Genomic DNA, 16469 nt, shown 5'->3' on the forward strand with positions numbered 1-16469 from the left:
AAATACAGCGCTTATTTACTACTACTGAGAAGCCTTATGTCATCTGCCGTTTACCTACAAGCTGGTCGCGAAAAATCATTAAAAAGAAAACACCCTTGGTTATTTTCAAAAGCCATCAAAAAGATTAAAGGTAAACCAGGCCTAGGTGATACGGTCACCATTCACGACAGCGAAGGTAAATTTTTAGCCACCGCAGCTTATAGCCCTCACTCTCAAATAAGAGCACGTGTGTGGAGTTTTGATGAAAAAGAAGTAATAGACCAACACTTTTTTGAGCGTCGCTTACGCCGCGCTTTACACGCACGCGAGCATTCAATCGCTGAAGGCGGTTTAACCGGTTTTAGGTTATGCGCTGCTGAGTCTGACTATTTGCCAGGTGTAACCATCGATAAGTTTGATAACACCTTAGTTTGCCAATTATTAAGTGCCGGTGCCGAGCGCCATAAAGGTGAAATTGTAGGCGCGTTAATGGCTATTTTTCCGGGTGCGAATATTTATGAGCGCTCAGATGTAGATGTGCGTACCAAAGAAGGCTTAGAACCTATTAAAGGTGTACTGTGGGGCAACGAGCCATCAGCGCCTGTCATTATTGAAGAAAATGGCCTAAAGCTTGAAGTAGATATTTTAGAAGGCCACAAAACAGGCTTTTACCTGGATCAACGTGATAGCCGCGCAGCACTTGAGCGCTTTTCAAAAGATAAAACCGTATTAAATTGCTTTAGTTACACAGGTACTTTTTCGCTTTACGCACTACGTGGTGGCTGTACACACGTCACTAATGTTGATGTATCACAACCAGCACTGGATACCGCTAAGCGTAACGTAGAGCACAATAACTTAGATTTAAATAAAGTCGATTTTGTTAAACAAGATGTGTTTAAGCTATTACGCCAATACCGTGATGAAGGCAAACAGTTTGACACTATTGTGATGGACCCACCAAAGTTTGCAGACAACAAAGCGCAATTAACCGGTGCATGTCGTGGTTATAAAGATATAAACATGATTGCCATGCAAATATTAAAACCAGGCGGTACACTACTTACCTTCTCATGCTCTGGGTTAATGGAGCAAAACTTGTTTCAAAAAGTGGTAGCAGACGCTGCGCTAGATGCAGGTAAAGAGCTATTGATTATGGAGCGTTTAAATCAAGCGGCCGATCACCCTATTGCTGGCAGTTACCCTGAAGGCTTTTACTTAAAAGGCTTAATTTGTAAGGTTTACTAAAAATTATTGTTATTACCTACAAGGACGTAGGTAATAAAATCGAACGTTATTTAACACCCGCGATAACAAAAACCAGCCGCTAGGTGTTTATTAAGTTTAATTAAACTGGACTATTTCTAATCCTGCAGTAATAGTGCCATCATCTTCTTTGCTAGCACGTATAACTTTAGCCGTGGCATTTAAAGAAGCAATACTTGGGTGTGTCGATTCTATATTAACCTGTAGTAAGGTATCGAGCTCAAGTAAGTCATCTAAATGTAGCGATAACCCTGTGGCACTTAAATCAACACATTCTGCGGTATAATTTAGCCCAGCAACAGGCTCTATTGTTGTTAATTGAGCAGGCGTATTTACCTGCATACGTCTAAAATTGCGCTTATCTTCAGTAAACATGCATCACCTTTAAACAACCGTGTTTATTTGCTCAAATAAAGTACCCATCGAAAACGGTTTTACTACATAGGCATCACACCCTGCATCAAAGCCAGCTTGTTTTTCCGAGGGCGACTCTAAGCCCGAAACCATAACAACAGGTATATTTTTAGTTTCAGGCGTGTGCTTAAGCATCCGACATGTATCATATCCATCTAGGCCTGGCATACATACATCAAGCAAAATAATATCCGGCGGGTTAGCAATGGCAGACGCCAAACAGCTTTTCCCTGAGTCAGCATAACTAACATCAAATTTTGAGGTCAGGGCAGATTTTAGCATTTCATAATTAAAATACTCGTCATCTACAACTAACAATCGCTTAATCTTATGTTCAACCGATGAGGACATAGCTATGTCGCTTCCTTCTCAACCAAAAATAAATCCTTCTATTAAGGTACTAAGCTTAATAGAAAATGCAAGTTTTATTCTATCTCTTTTATCGCATTCATCACGCGTTTTGCAGAAATAGGATATGGGGTACCTAAGGTTTGCGCAAACAGTGACACCCTAAGCTCCTGCTGCATCCAAAAAATAGCATTTACCTGTTGTGGAATAGGCAAGCCTTTTGGAATTTTATTTACGAGCTTTTTGTACTCTTGCGCTACTTTTTCAAGCTCTAAAACGCACAATCTATCGCGGTTAGGATCAACAGGCAGTTTTTCTAAACGTTTTTGAATCGCTTTTAAATAACGAATAAGGTCGGGCATCTTATTCGCACCGTGAGCGCTCACAAACCCTTTAAAGATAAGTGACTCAAGCTGCGATTTTATATCGCCATGGGCAGTTATCATAGTTAAATCGACACGCCCTTTCATTTTTTTATGTAACGCGTGGGCAATGCTTAAAACTTGCTCAACCTGTGTGGCAATTTCGACCACTGCATCGCCTAGTTCGCCCCTAATTTGCTCTTTAACTTTATTAAAGGCCGCTTCATCACGAATATCGCCATGTTTTATTAATAAGCTGTCTACGCCAGCTGCAATACAATCGTCAATTAAATCTGCAATTTTACCAAACGGATTAAAGTACAAGCCCAGTTTGGCTTTATTAGGCAAGTTTTGCTGAAGGTACTTTATCGGCGACGGTACATTTAATAATACTAAACGACGTAAACCTTGCTGATGCGCTTGCTGCGCTTTTTCTTCACTATCAAACAGCTCAATCGCCGCTGTGGCTTTTTTATCTACCAGCGCTGGGTAAGCTTTTATTTCGTATTGGCCTTGCTTTTTAACATACGAGGCAGGCAAAGCACCAAAGTCCCATTGCGTTAAATCTGCTTTTTCAATGCCTTTATCAGCCACCTTGGAAAGCGTATCGGTTACTTTACCTTGCAGCTGTGCTTTTAGTTTTGCCAAATCTAGGCCGCGTGCAAGCAATTTATCGTGCTCGTCACGAACCTCAAACTGCAACCTTAAATGAGGCGCCAGTGCGTTTAAATCCCACGCTTCTAAATCTACTTTTACACCTGTCATTCTTAGTAAGCGTGTAGTAAGTGCATCAAGTAAGCTGCCTTGCATAGGCTCAATGGCAGCCAGTACAGCGTCAGCGTAATTGGGAGCAGGTACAAAGTTACGACGTAACGACTTAGGTAACGATTTAATTAAACCACTTATTAGCTCATGCCTAAAGGCCGGTATGTGCCAATCAAACCCGGTTTCTTGCACTTGGTTTAAAAGTGCTACCGGTATTTGTACAGCCACCCCATCAACGGCTTGCCCTGGATCAAAATGATAGCTCAGCGGCAAAATGATATTATCTTGCTGCCATGTATCTGGGTAATCAAACTCAGTAATATTACTTGCGCCGTGCTGCATAAGCTCTTCACGGGTCATGTATAGGTAGCGTTTGTCTTGTTGCTTTTGAGCCTTATACCACTTTATAAAAGCTGCACGGTTGTTGATTTCCTTAGGTATTTTTTTATCGTAAAATTCAAATAACGTTTGCTCATCAACCAAAATATCGCGACGTCGCGATTTATGCTCAAGCACCTGAATATCTTCTATTAGCTCGCGGTTGTATGCTAAAAACTGCTCATTTAAGCCAAGCTCTTGCTCTACAAGGGCGGTACGTACAAATAGCTCGCGGCTAACTTTAGGGTCTATATTGCTATACACACAGCGGCGTTTATTAACCACCAATAAGCCATACAAGGTTTGCTGCTCGAACGCGATAACAGCGCCTGGCTTTTTCTCCCAATGCGGCTCAGAGTAGCTTCGTTTTACTAAATGCTGTGCAAAGGGCTCTACCCAATTAATATCTATTTTGGCGTTAATACGTGCGTATAACTTACTGGTCTCTACCAGCTCTGCCGACATAATCCATTTGGGGCTCTTTTTAAATAACCCAGAACCCGGAAAGATATGAAACTGGCTATTACGAGCGCCTTTATATATTTGCTTTTCGTCTTTAAAGCCTATGTGGCTTAACATACCGCTCAGTAGCGCTTTGTGAATTAGCTCAGAGTCAGCCACTTGCGTGGTGGCTTTAATTTTCATTTCGTTGCACACAGTGCTTATTTGATAAACAATGTCTTGCCACTCGCGAATACGCATGTAAGCTAAAAAGTCTTTTTGGCACAACTTTCTAAACTGGCTATTAGTCAGCTCACTTTGCTGCTCTTCTAGGTAATTCCAAAGGTTTAAAAAAGCAATAAAATCCGAGTCAGGATCATCAAAGCGACTATGTTTTTCGTTCGCTGCGGCGCGTTTTTCTTGCGGGCGCTCGCGTGGGTCTTGAATCGACAGCGCAGCCACAATAATAATAACTTCTCGAAGCGCACCGAGCTTATTAGCGCTAAGCACCATTTTAGCTAAACGCGGGTCTACTGGTAAGCGGCTAAGCTCACGCCCTGATTGCGTTAAACTCGTTTGATGGCGCTTTTTACTTGGCTTAATCGCCTGAAGCTCTTCAAGTAAGGTTAAACCATCGTTAATATTGCGACTATCTGGCGCTTGTACAAACGGAAACTCGCTCATATCGCCAAGCCCTAATGCCAACATCTGCAAAATAACTGAGGCTAAATTAGTGCGCAGTATTTCTGGGTCTGTAAACTCAGGACGAAATATAAAGTCATCTTCTGAGTACAAACGAATACAAATACCTGCTTCAACACGGCCACAGCGTCCCATACGCTGGTTCGCACTTGCCTGAGAAATTGGCTCAATAGGTAAGCGCTGCACTTTAGTACGATAGCTGTAACGGCTAATACGCGCTGTACCTGGGTCTATTACATAACGAATACCGGGCACCGTTAATGAAGTTTCGGCCACGTTTGTAGATAAAATAATATGGCGGCGCGAATGCGGGGCAAATATACGGTTTTGTTCTGCGTTAGATAAGCGAGAATAAAGTGGTAATACGTCGGTGTGTTTTAAATTACGTTTTGAGAGCGCCTCTGCGGTATCGCGTATTTCACGCTCGCCATTTAAAAATATGAGAATATCCCCTGGCCCTTCAGCGCACAACTCATCTACCGCATCAAAAATACCTTGTAATTGGTCGCCTTCGGCTTCCATAGCGTCTTTATTTATATCGCTTATAGGGTTATAGCGCACCTCAACGGGGAATGTACGTCCCGATACTTCAATAATGGGCGCATCATCAAAGTGCTTTGAAAAGCGCTCAGGGTCAATGGTGGCCGAGGTAATAATAACTTTTAAGTCGGGACGCTTTGGCAGTAAGTTTTTTAAATATCCTAAAATAAAATCGATATTTAAGCTGCGCTCATGGGCTTCATCAATAATGATGGTGTCGTACTGGTTTAAAAAACGGTCTTGTTGTATTTCGGCAAGCAAAATACCGTCGGTCATCAGTTTTACGTAAGTATTATTAGACACCTGATCGCTAAAACGTATTTTAAAACCGATCTGTTGGCCAAGCTCACATTTCATTTCCTCAGCAATGCGGTTAGCTACACTTCTCGCAGCTAAACGTCTTGGCTGAGTATGGCCAATAAAGCCATCAACCCCACGGCCAAGCTCTAAACACATTTTAGGTATTTGCGTTGTTTTACCTGAACCGGTTTCGCCAGCAATAATCACCACTTGATTATTCGCAATCGCGTCTTTAATAACGTCCTTTTTTTGACTTACCGGTAATTGCTCAGGGTACGTTACAGAGGGCAGCTCTGCTAAACGTTTTACACGTAGCTGCTGGCTGCGGGTGATATCAGCTGCTATTTTTTCAAGGGCATTGGCCTGCTTAGACTCATCGTGTATTTTTTTTACGCCATGTAAGCGTTTTTTAAATATAAACTGATCTTTTTTTAAGCACGTTTTAAGCTCGCCAAACAACTGACCTAGGTTTACCACCCGCACACCTTATAAATTTAATAAATGAGGGCTAATAGTATCAAAATAAACGCGCAGCGTTAATCCTACAAACGCTATAAGGCATATATATCACGCTATTGCTCTTTAAAAATTCCCACAAAGGTTGCTTGCGTGTTCGATTTGCTCGCTCGGTACATGCCCGAGGTATTAAATGGCATACTAATATGGCCTTTAGCATCCACAATAATAACGCCACCTGTGCCGCCTATAGGTGCAAGCACGTGGTTAATAACCTCATCCCCTGCTTGTTCAATGGTTTTATTTTGATATTTAACACGCGCGCAAATATCGCTTGCAACACTGTAGCGAATAAAATACTCGCCGTGTCCAGTGGCCGACACCGCACACGACTCGTTTTCTGCAAATGTACCCGCACCAATCACTGGCGCATCACCAATGCGGCCAAAGCGCTTTGCGGTCATGCCACCTGTAGAAGTACCTGCGGCTAAATTGCCATTTTTATCAAGTGCCACAGCGCCTACGGTGCCCATTTTATAATTTGTTGGCAGGGCTTTATGCGCAGCTTGATAGTTTTTGCTGGTGGCTTTTTCTTTTTCTAATTTTTGCTTTGCTTTTAAAAGTGCTTCATAACGATGCTTAGTATCAAATATATTATTTTCTATCAGCGCAACGCCCTGCTCTTTTGCAAATTCTTCAGCGCCTTGGCCGCTTAGCATTACGTGTACTGAGTTATCCATTACTAAACGGGCTAATTGAATTGGGCTTTCTATGTGCTTTACACCAGCAACTGCACCCGCTTGTCGGTTTCGTCCATCCATTATCGAGGCATCAAGTTCATGGCTGCCATCATAGGTGTACACTGCACCGCGCCCGGCATTAAAATAAGGTGACTGTTCTAATACTTTAATGGCTGTGGTAATTGCATCTAAGCTTTCGCCACCTTTTTCAAGCACGCTGTAACCGGCCTCTACTGCTTCGGCTAGTTTAGCTCGGTAGGCTTTTTCTTTCTCTGGGGTAAATTTTGCTTTTTCAATTGTGCCTGCTCCACCATGAATCGCAATGGCAAACGGGGCTTGTTCGCTAAATACATGCATACTGAAGGCTAAGCAACTGCTGGCTAAAACCGATAATAAAACTGTTTTTTTCATAGTGGGCTCTTTTTACAAATAGGGTAAAAACAATGTGAATGGTTACAACGAAGATTTCAACTAAAGCAAGTTTAATGGCACAAAAAAAGCGCCATCAGGCGCTTTTTAGCTAAACGTGTATATAATTACGCGCTTTGTTTTGCTTTTAAACGTGCTAAACGAGCTACTTGGTGAGTAGATGTTAAGAACGAATAAATAGGTGCTAAGTAACCACGCTTACGAAGCTCTAAAAACTCTTCATCGCTAAGTGAGTTTAGTTTTTTCTCATCGATAAGGTAAATACCGTTGATGTCTTTTTTCTCGCCTTTAATGTCTACAGTTAGCGTTTGCGCTACTAGTAGCTCTTTATCAGCTAAGTATTTAGTGAATGCTTCTGTTACTTGAGAAAACTCAATGAAAGACACTAAAGACTCTTTACGACGCTTCAAGTACTCTGTTTCTTCGCCGTTTTCAAATAATGCATTACCTTCTTCTTCACCAACAAGTGAGCTGGCTTCGTCAATCACAATACCGTATTGATCTTGCTCAGGATGCTTTACTAGACCTAGTGGGTAACGCGTTGATGCCATAGGAGCAAAAGCTGCTGTCCATTTGCCATCTTCTACAAACAGGTTTTCGCCTGGCTCTAGACCAAACATTGCAACTGCTTGGAAAGTACCGCTTTCGTTGTTTTTAACAAAAGACATTGGAAATTCATTTGCTACGCGTGCAAACTCGTGTGCAACTACTGGCACTAAATGTTGAGTTTTCATAAATTCAACGTTGATGCCGTTTTGAATTTTAGTGTTGGCATGCTTTTCGTTGTGTAAAGGCTGTACTTGTTGCTCCGCCATGTTACTGCTCCGTTTATTTTTAATATATGTTTCATTGTTAATGCCTTTAGGCTAATGCTTTTGAACGAAAAAAGGAAGGGAAAGTTTTATGACAACCGTCATGAAAAAATAAAGTTTAACTAAATCTGTGCGTTGCTAAAAAATAGACAGCTAAAACCACCTGAATATGGTTAAAAACACCGCACCTCATGGTTGTTTTTAATACAACCTTATAAAAACCGTTAACATTGGTTAACAGTTAGCACTACTTTTTTTGCTACAAATAGCATTAAATTTAGGCAAATAAAAAGGCAGCTTAAAATAAGCTGCCTTTAAAGTGTGATTGAAAACCTAAATTAAGGCGCCCAATATACTTCTATATTAATGCTCGGGTGATTAAGCACTGCGCGAAGTGGCATATCGTTTACCTCGCCTCCCGCTTTAGCTTGCTTGTAAACCGCTAGCTTTTCTTCACCGCTTATAAGTAACTTGACCACTTTTGAGTTTGCTATTGCATTTAACGTTAGCGTCATGCGCTCTGTAATGCTGCCTGTGACGTCACTTTCTATAGCGTTAATAGCGCACACAGTTTGCTGGGTTGTTAAACCATGCTCAAGGCCCTGCGCATGTGGGAACAAAGACGCTGTATGGCCATCTGGGCCCATGCCTAATATAGTTACATCGTACGGTGCTTTTAAAGCACTATAAGCGGCTTCACATACTTGTGTGCCCTGCTCGGCCGTTGCGGCATCGTTTTTCATTGTAATGAAGTTTGCTGCACTGCCGTAATTTTGTAATAAAGTGCTTTTTATAAACGCTTCGTTACTTTTTTCATGGTTTGGCTCAACCCAGCGCTCATCCACCATGGCAACATCAACGTTTTGCCAATCTAAATCAAGCGTTGATAAATGCTTGTACGCCGGCGCAGGAGACGAACCACCCGATACCATTAGCACAGCACGGCCATCACTTTTAATACCATCACGTAAAGATTGCTCAAGCGTATGTGATAGCTCAGCGGTTAACTCACCTTTTGAGTCAAAAAATTTTTCAACAAGTGTTGCCATACCTTACGCCTTATCGCCTGTGTTAAACCACACGTGGTTGTTTTCAGCTAATAATTCATCAGCATCATCCGGTCCCCAGCTACCAGCACGGTAAAGTGCAGGTTTGCCTTTGGTTTGCCAGCGCTCAATAATTGGATCTATCCATTTCCATGCTTGGCGAACTTCGTCACGGTGTATAAATAACGATGGGTTATTAGCTGCAGCATCAAGCATTAAGCGTTTGTAAGCATCAGAATGGAAACCATTGCTGTACGCTTGAGAAAGCTCAATATTCATCGTTACCGGCTCTAATTGCATTTCAAGGTTATCAAGGCGCTTAGACATAAGCGTTAATTGAATCGTCTCTTCAGGTTGCAAGCGAATAACAAGGCGGTTTGGCTCAATATTACCTACGTTTCCTTCATAAATATTGTGCGATACTTTTTTGTATTCAACCACAATTTCTGCACATCGTTTAGCCATACGCTTACCTGTACGAAGGTAAAATGGTACCCCCGCCCAGCGCCAGTTATCAATATGTGCACGAATAGCAACAAAGGTTTCTGTTTTGCTTGAACCTTCATTAAGCTCTTCTAGGTAACCTGGTACAATTTTACCGTTTAAGTCGCCTGGTACATATTGACCACGAACGATATTTTCATCCACGTCACCTTCAAGTAACGGACGAAGTGCCTCTAGTACTTTTAGTTTTTCAGTACGGATACTGTTTGCGTTTAGTTTATTTGGTGATTCCATTGCCACTAAGCACAATAATTGTAATAAGTGGTTTTGCACCATATCACGCAGCGCACCGGCTTTATCGTAAAAACCAGCACGGCTTTCAAGGCCTACCGTCTCTGATAAACTAATTTGAATATTATCAATAGATTTGGCATCCCACATGTTTTCAAACAATGAGTTTGAAAAACGCAATGCCATAAGGTTTTGTACTGTCTCTTTACCTAAATAGTGGTCAATACGGAAAATTTGCTCTTCGTCAAAAAACTCTGCAATTTTACCATTGATAGCCTCTGCAGATTCGCCACAGTAACCAATTGGCTTTTCAACAACTACACGTGAAGTTGGCGTGATTAGCCCTTTCGTTGATAAAATTTCACAACATGTGCCGTAAACAGCAGGCGGAAGTGATAAGTAAAATACGCGAGATTTATTGCTGTCGTGCTCATCTAAAATGCCTTTAAGTACATCCCAGTTGTCGTCAGCTTCGGTTACGTTGCTAACTACAGGCACTAAGTAAGTAGAAAATGCTTTCCAATCTTTAGCGTTATATTCGCCTTTACTTAAAAATTCTTTCAGGGCGTTGTGTGCTGTTTCTATGTAGTCAGCACGCTTACTTTCTTCACGCACTGTAGGCAGAATACGTGAGCCTTCTGGTAAGTTGCCTTCTTGATATGCTCTGTACATTGCAGGTAGCAATTTGCGTAACGCAAGATCACCACCGCCCCCAAAAATTATAATATCAAAAGGATTAAGCATAGTTACTCTCTACGTTTGTAATACCTAAAAGCGACTTCCATAAGCCGCTTGGTATGCAGGTTTAGTGCTTGAATGACAGTGGCTCTTAGGGTTAATAAAAGCCTATTGAATGTTTTACGCTAAGTTGTTGTGTTTATTATTTGACTATTTGCACAATTAAATGAGTCTTAGGAGTCCTGTAAATCCTCTCACAAAAATACAGGCCCTAAGAACTCCAGCGCTACCCGTTCAAAGGTACTCGGTTTGCTTATTTACATAAGCGAATATATTACTGCGTACGATGCTGCTTGTAGTACGCAATTAAGCCATTCGTTGAACTATCGTGAGCGTGTTTTACGCTGTCATCGGTTAGTTCGCTTTCAATTTTAGAGGCAAGGCCTTTACCAAGCTCTACACCCCATTGATCAAATGAGCAAATTTCTAAGATTATGCCTTGGCAGAAAATTTTATGTTCGTACAGCGCAATTAAGCGTCCTACTGTTTTCGCATCAACTGTATCTAGCAGTATAGATGTTGTAGGGCGGTTCCCCTGATGAATTTTATGATTTAGCAACTCATCAATTTGCGCTTGTGTTTTACCTTTTGCGGCTAAATCTTCAGTAATTTGCTGTGCATCTACACCGCTCATCATTGCTTCTGTTTGCGCTAAAAAGTTAGATAATAAAATATCGTGATGTTTATCTACGGCTACCTGCGGCTTAACTGAAGCAATAAAATCAGCAGGTACAATCACATTACCTTGATGTAAACATTGATAAAACGCATGTTGGCCGTTAATACCGGTCATACCCCAAATAATAGGAACCGTTGTATAAGGTACGGTTTCGCCTGCAAAGTTAACATGTTTACCGTTACTTTCCATCTCACCTTGTTGTAAATAGGCAGGTAACATATGAAGCGCTTGGTCGTACGGTAAAATAGCTTGCGACGTAAAGCCTAAAAAGCTGGTATTCCATACACTTAGTAGTGCCATTATAAGCGGAATATTTTGCTCAAATGGGGCTGTTTTAAAGTGCTCGTCCACTTCAAATGCGCCTTCTAAAATAGCTTCAAACGCGTCATAACCTAGGTATAACGCAATAGGTAAGCCTATCGCACTCCAAAGTGAAAAGCGACCCCCAACCCAATCCCACATAGTGAATACGTTTTCATCGCTAATACCAAAAGCGGCGGTTTTTTCTAAATTAGTGCTAACAGCAACAAAATGCTTAGCAATGGCGCTGTCATCTTTTGCGGTTTGTAAAAACCAATCAACGGCCGTTTTGGCGTTAGTCATGGTTTCTGAAGTGGTAAATGTTTTTGATGAAATAACAAATAATGTTGTTTCTGGATCAATTGCTTTTAACACAGAGGCAATTTGAACACCGTCAGCATTAGATACGTAATGCACGTTTAATGTGTCATCTGCAAGTGCTTTAAGCGCTTCGGTTGCCATTTGCGGACCAAGATTTGAACCACCCACGCCAATGCTTACCACATCTTTTACTGCTTTACCTGTGTAACCAAGCCATTGACCGCTGCGTACTTTTTCAACAAAGGCTTTAATTTTTGCTAATTCGTTATCAACCGCTTGTGTTACGTCTTCGCCGTCAACAACTAAAGGTGTATGAGCACGATTACGTAAAGCGGTATGAAGAACGGCACGCTCTTCTGTAATATTAATTTTTTCACCGCTGAACATTTTGTCGCGCCAAGAGGCAATGTCACACTCTTTAGCAAGCTCGATGAGTTGTGCAAAAATAGTTTTATCAATACGCTGCTTTGAATAATCAAACAACACACCTGGAATTTGAGTAGAGAATTCATCAAATCGTGTATTATCTTGTGCAAATAACGTTTTTAGATGGGTTTGTTTCATCTGCGCAGCACTATTTTGCAGTGCTTGCCAACTTGCTAATTGCGAACGATTAGACATGTAAATATCCTCTAAAATATTTAAACTAATGATTTAAAAACAGTTTTAGGTAAAAAGACTTCGCTAATTGCGCGTAGTGCTAATAAAAAAGCAAGCGCGTAGTATAACGAAAAAAGCAATAAAAATGCTGTTTTTATAATTTATGATGCAGATAATAACGCAATTTTTTACTTTTGACACCGGTATCATAAAAATTTTATGAATTAATTACCCACAAATTTTAAGCATTTAACAGTTTAATCAACATTTATTAAATATTCATGAATTACGCATAAAATGCATGCGCGGCAGATGCCTGGCTATTAAAGTGGTTAAAACACTTACAAATTTAGGCCAAAAATTAGCTCATCAAGGCCAAGCCACCCGCTACGTTATAAATATTCTTAAAGCCTAACTGCTGTAAATTAGCTGCCGCAATTTTAGAGCGATTGCCACTTCTACACAATAAAATATAAGTATGCTGCGGGTTTAATTGATTTTGCACTATGGCGTTAGCCATACGGCTAAGTGAAATATTAAACGTATTGGCTAAAGGCGCGGCAAAAAGCGCCGCCACGTTAATTGCACCATGTTCATACGGTTCACGAGTATCAATTAAATACACATCTTTTTGCGTTAATAGCGTTTTGGCTTGTGCAAAGTCTAGCTGCTTGGTGTGTGATTGGACCGCTGCTTGTACATAGCCACACAATTGGCTACTAGTTTGTATATGCAGCTGATCGTGTTGTGCTTTTAGCTGCACAAATTGCGCTGTATTTATTTCTTCATTTAATAATGGGTTAAGCAAAGGCGTTTGTGCGCGTACTGTACGCCAGTTTATGGCAAAGCATTGCTGATAGTCATGCCCAGAACAAATAACCGTATCATCACTTATTTGCTCGCCAAGGCTAATAAGCGAGTGTGCCATTTGTGTCGCACTCCCCCCTTCAAGCGAGGTATTACCAAGCCCTGCCGGTAAAATTAAATCGCCACAAAAACAATAATCAACATGGTTTGTGGCGCGCTCTTTTAATAAATAACTCACACTGTCTTTGCTGTGCCCTGGGGTTGGCTTTGTGGTTAGCGTTTTTGTACCAAGCTCAATGCTATTTTGCATCGTATGTGTTGTGCCCAGTACTTCATTTAACAAAGCCACTGCGCTTGGGCGATCTTGGTGATGGTGGGTATCTAAAATTGCTTTTACGTTGAGCTGTTGTGTGCTTACTATGTTTTCAAAGCGCGGAATAAGCTCTATTACCGGGTCAATAATAACGGCGCTGTTGTCGTCACTCACATACAGCCAACTACACGCCCCTTTATGTCTAAACTGTGTTAATCCCAGCGCGCACACTTCTTGCTTTGGCGACGCACTATCAGAAACTATTAAGCAATTGGCCTCTAATACCGCCTTTAGCGAGCATATACGTTTGCATGCTTGGCTAATTTGCGCTTGTGTTGCAGCAGGCCCAAACGACAACCTAATGGCGTTTTCACTTTGCCAATTAGTGGCTCCCATTGCATCAAGCACAAAACTACGCGTTGCACCGGTACTGCACGCCGAGCCACCACTGACTCTAATGCCTGCTGCGTCAAATAAATCAATAACCTCTTTGGAGGTAAGCGTATCGACAGCAAAATTAAGGGTGGTAGGCACAGAATGTGAAAACTCGTGATTAAAGGTTATATCTCCAAAGGTACTTTTCAGCGCATTAAGTAGTTGTGCTCGATAGCTATTTAATACCTCAACCGACTTAAATGTGTCGTCGTTTTGATCTAGTAGCAAGTTAAACAATTTATTAAGCCCTGCTATGCCTGGTAAATTTTCGGTGCCAGAGCGCATGCCGCTTTCTTGCCCGCCCCCCGCAATAAATGGTGTGTAGGCGCTGCCATTTTTAATATATAAAAAACCAATTCCCTTTGGTGCATACAGTTTATGGCCCGAAAACGGGGCATAATCTATACTGGTACGGCTAAGCGCGAGCGTCTGTTTACCTAAAGCTTGTACACAATCAACCATCCAAGATACTGACTTATTACGACTACGAATAGTATGCTCAATAGCGTTTAGGTCTTGATAAACACCGGTTTCGTTATTAACCGCCATGGTACAAATCATTAGCGCGTTATTTATGTGCTCACTAATAAACGCTAAATCTAAAACCCCTTTGCTATCAACAGGAATAGCCAGTAATTGGGCGTTAATACCTAAAACGCTATTCCAATGTTTTAACGTATTAGGCACCGCTTTGTGCTCAGTTGCCCCGTACAATAATACAGGGTTTTTAATCGTATGATTTTTAGCATGAATGAGCGTTGATACAATGGCTGTTTGTATGCCCTCTGTCGCGCCTGAGGTAAAAAGAATATCGCCATCGGGCGCGCCAATCACTTTACGTGCATTTTGCCTTGTTTGTTCTAATAAGTACTTAGCTTGTATACCGCTAATATGGGGGCTAGAGGGGTTACCAAAACAAATTTGCATGGTGTGCGACACCACATCGGCAATACAGGGTAAAACAGGCGTTGTAGCGTTTGCATCAAGATAAACTTGGGCAGCTTGTTCATCGTGCAATAAAAACTCAGACATTAAAAACGCACCTTTATTACTAAAAAATATATCTTATACCCAATAGTACATAAGTTTATTCACATTGGGTAATAATCAATTAGTAACTTAGGTGCGTTTACTATGCTTTTTTAAACTAAAAGTATATTGCGTTACTCTGCCAGCTCTTTTGCTATTTCTTCGTGTGTTGATGACCAGGCATTAATTAATGCTTTTACAAGTGATGCTAAAGGTATGGCAAAAAACACGCCCCAAAATCCCCATAAGCCACCAAAAAATAGTACTGCAACAATTATAAATACCGGGTTTAAGTCAACCGCCTCGGAAAACAACAAGGGCACTAATACATTACCATCGAGCGCCTGAATAATTCCGTATATTATTAACACCGTCCAAAACTGTGTTTCGATACCAAATTGAAATAACGCCACCGCTGCAACCGGTATGGTAACTAATGCAGCGCCAACAAACGGAATTAAAACCGAAAACCCAACCAGTACACCAAGTAACGCTGCATAACGTAAATCAAGTACAGTAAAGGCAATAAACGAGGTGCCACCCACAATTAAAATTTCGAATACTTTACCGCGAATATAATTCATTATTTGCTGATTCATTTCGTGCCACACTTGCAAAATCAACCGGCGCTGCTGCGGAATAAGCTTAGCGGCACTACTTGTAAGCTCAAGCTTGTCTTTAAGCATAAAAAATACCAGTAAAGGTACAAGCACCAAATAAATAAGCCATGCCACAACATCTTTTAACGAAGTGAGTGAAAACGACACGATAACTTGACCAAACTCCAACGCCTTGGCCTCTACACTGGCTACAATAGCTTGGACCTGCTCGGCATTTATTAAACTAGGGTATTGCTGTGGTAAGGCCATTAAAAATGACTTCCCTTGCTCTACCATGTGCGGGGTTTCTTGTACTAAATTACTAGTTTGCTTCCAAAGTACTGGGCCAATAACCAAAATAAGGGTAAGCATAACCCCGGTAAATATCAGCATCACAATAACAGTGGCACTAAAACGTTTTAAACCAAAGCGCTCTAAGTGCACCACTGGCCAATCAAGTAAATAAGCAATCACTAATGCTACTAATACAGGAACAATTAACGAGCCAAAAAAGTACAGTAGTGCCACAGAGGCAATGAGTAAAAAAAGTAAGGTGACTGAATGAGGATCTGAGAATTTCCTTTCGTACCATGTTTTAACGTATTCAAACATGCAATGGCTCCACTAGTAGTAGTCCTTGGTATTGATCAAATTTATATGTATATGCATTTTTTGTTAAAAAACGCGTAATATCATCTGCGCTTTCGTCGTTATTTATACTAAACGTTATTGCCTTATTAGTTGACTGCGCACTACGAAGCGCTAATTTAAATTGTACAAACTGTTGTGGGCATTTAAATTTTTTTAAATCGCACTCTAACATAACTACTTTACCCGCTAAGTAAAATGAATAATAAGTCGCATATTGTCGGTCATTGTATTTATAAAATGTGAACAGCAGTAACTTTTTCTTAAAACCACCCCTGCAATGGTTT

General features: G+C 41.1%; 12 protein-coding genes. 1 reads left to right on the plus strand and 11 read right to left on the minus strand.

Going from position 1 to position 16469, the window contains the following annotated elements:
* The first annotated feature begins 36 nt into the window (after nucleotides 1–36).
* Nucleotides 37–1227 carry a class I SAM-dependent methyltransferase gene (locus QUE46_RS10485; RefSeq protein ID WP_286244747.1) on the plus strand — a complete coding sequence of 397 codons (1191 nt, stop codon included), beginning with the start codon at nucleotides 37–39 and terminating at the stop codon, nucleotides 1225–1227.
* Nucleotides 1228–1323: 96 nt separating this feature from the next.
* On the opposite strand, the gene QUE46_RS10490 is transcribed toward QUE46_RS10485, so the two are convergent.
* The 11 genes from QUE46_RS10490 to QUE46_RS10540 form a co-directional block, all read right to left on the minus strand.
* Nucleotides 1324–1620, minus strand: coding sequence for a PilZ domain-containing protein (locus QUE46_RS10490; protein ID WP_004589184.1), 297 nt, complete (start codon nucleotides 1618–1620; stop codon nucleotides 1324–1326).
* A gap of 9 nt (nucleotides 1621–1629) precedes the next feature.
* Nucleotides 1630–2010, minus strand: coding sequence for a PleD family two-component system response regulator (locus QUE46_RS10495; RefSeq protein WP_024034218.1), 381 nt, complete (start codon nucleotides 2008–2010; stop codon nucleotides 1630–1632).
* A 74-nt stretch (nucleotides 2011–2084) separates the two neighbouring features.
* On the minus strand, nucleotides 2085–5972 hold the full coding sequence (hrpA, locus tag QUE46_RS10500) for an ATP-dependent RNA helicase HrpA (RefSeq protein WP_286244748.1): 3888 nt from the start codon (nucleotides 5970–5972) through the stop codon (nucleotides 2085–2087).
* Between the two features lie 95 nt (nucleotides 5973–6067).
* Nucleotides 6068–7102 (minus strand): isoaspartyl peptidase/L-asparaginase family protein, encoded by a 1035-nt coding sequence (locus QUE46_RS10505; protein WP_286244749.1) that lies wholly within the window; start codon nucleotides 7100–7102, stop codon nucleotides 6068–6070.
* Between the two features lie 125 nt (nucleotides 7103–7227).
* Nucleotides 7228–7935: a SapC family protein gene (locus QUE46_RS10510; RefSeq protein ID WP_286244750.1), complete on the minus strand. Its 708-nt coding sequence runs from the start codon at nucleotides 7933–7935 to the stop codon at nucleotides 7228–7230.
* A 335-nt stretch (nucleotides 7936–8270) separates the two neighbouring features.
* Complete coding sequence (pgl, locus tag QUE46_RS10515) at nucleotides 8271–8981, minus strand: 6-phosphogluconolactonase (RefSeq protein WP_286244751.1); 711 nt, start codon at nucleotides 8979–8981, stop codon at nucleotides 8271–8273.
* Nucleotides 8982–8984: 3 nt separating this feature from the next.
* Entirely contained in the window at nucleotides 8985–10457 is a 1473-nt protein-coding gene (gene zwf / locus QUE46_RS10520) for a glucose-6-phosphate dehydrogenase (protein ID WP_286244752.1), read from the minus strand.
* Nucleotides 10458–10725: 268 nt separating this feature from the next.
* Entirely contained in the window at nucleotides 10726–12372 is a 1647-nt protein-coding gene (pgi, locus tag QUE46_RS10525; RefSeq protein ID WP_286244753.1) for a glucose-6-phosphate isomerase, read from the minus strand.
* 340 nt (nucleotides 12373–12712) lie between these two features.
* Nucleotides 12713–14938 carry an aminotransferase class V-fold PLP-dependent enzyme gene (locus QUE46_RS10530; protein ID WP_286244754.1) on the minus strand — a complete coding sequence of 742 codons (2226 nt, stop codon included), beginning with the start codon at nucleotides 14936–14938 and terminating at the stop codon, nucleotides 12713–12715.
* Nucleotides 14939–15069: 131 nt separating this feature from the next.
* Nucleotides 15070–16146 (minus strand): AI-2E family transporter, encoded by a 1077-nt coding sequence (locus QUE46_RS10535; RefSeq protein WP_286244755.1) that lies wholly within the window; start codon nucleotides 16144–16146, stop codon nucleotides 15070–15072.
* A complete protein-coding gene (locus tag QUE46_RS10540; protein ID WP_286244756.1) occupies nucleotides 16139–16357 on the minus strand; it encodes a hypothetical protein in 219 nt (72 codons plus the stop codon). The genes QUE46_RS10535 and QUE46_RS10540 overlap by 8 nt, the downstream gene beginning before the upstream one ends.
* Nucleotides 16358–16469 lie beyond the last annotated feature (112 nt).

The sequence above is a fragment of the Pseudoalteromonas sp. MM1 genome, assembly GCF_030296835.1.
GTDB lineage: Bacteria > Pseudomonadota > Gammaproteobacteria > Enterobacterales > Alteromonadaceae > Pseudoalteromonas.

Bases quoted from the DNA above. Each gene is read 5' to 3' on its own strand.
- pgl (WP_286244751.1), bottom strand. From the start codon at position 8,981: ATGGCAACACTTGTTGAAAAATTTTTTGACTCAAAAGGTGAGTTAACC.
- QUE46_RS10495 (WP_024034218.1), bottom strand. From the start codon at position 2,010: ATGTCCTCATCGGTTGAACATAAGATTAAGCGATTGTTAGTTGTAGAT.
- QUE46_RS10535 (WP_286244755.1), bottom strand. From the start codon at position 16,146: ATGTTTGAATACGTTAAAACATGGTACGAAAGGAAATTCTCAGATCCT.
- QUE46_RS10485 (WP_286244747.1), top strand. From the start codon at position 37: ATGTCATCTGCCGTTTACCTACAAGCTGGTCGCGAAAAATCATTAAAA.
- QUE46_RS10540 (WP_286244756.1), bottom strand. From the start codon at position 16,357: ATGTTAGAGTGCGATTTAAAAAAATTTAAATGCCCACAACAGTTTGTA.
- QUE46_RS10490 (WP_004589184.1), bottom strand. From the start codon at position 1,620: ATGTTTACTGAAGATAAGCGCAATTTTAGACGTATGCAGGTAAATACG.
- QUE46_RS10505 (WP_286244749.1), bottom strand. From the start codon at position 7,102: ATGAAAAAAACAGTTTTATTATCGGTTTTAGCCAGCAGTTGCTTAGCC.
- zwf (WP_286244752.1), bottom strand. From the start codon at position 10,457: ATGCTTAATCCTTTTGATATTATAATTTTTGGGGGCGGTGGTGATCTT.
- QUE46_RS10530 (WP_286244754.1), bottom strand. From the start codon at position 14,938: ATGTCTGAGTTTTTATTGCACGATGAACAAGCTGCCCAAGTTTATCTT.
- QUE46_RS10510 (WP_286244750.1), bottom strand. From the start codon at position 7,935: ATGGCGGAGCAACAAGTACAGCCTTTACACAACGAAAAGCATGCCAAC.
- pgi (WP_286244753.1), bottom strand. From the start codon at position 12,372: ATGTCTAATCGTTCGCAATTAGCAAGTTGGCAAGCACTGCAAAATAGT.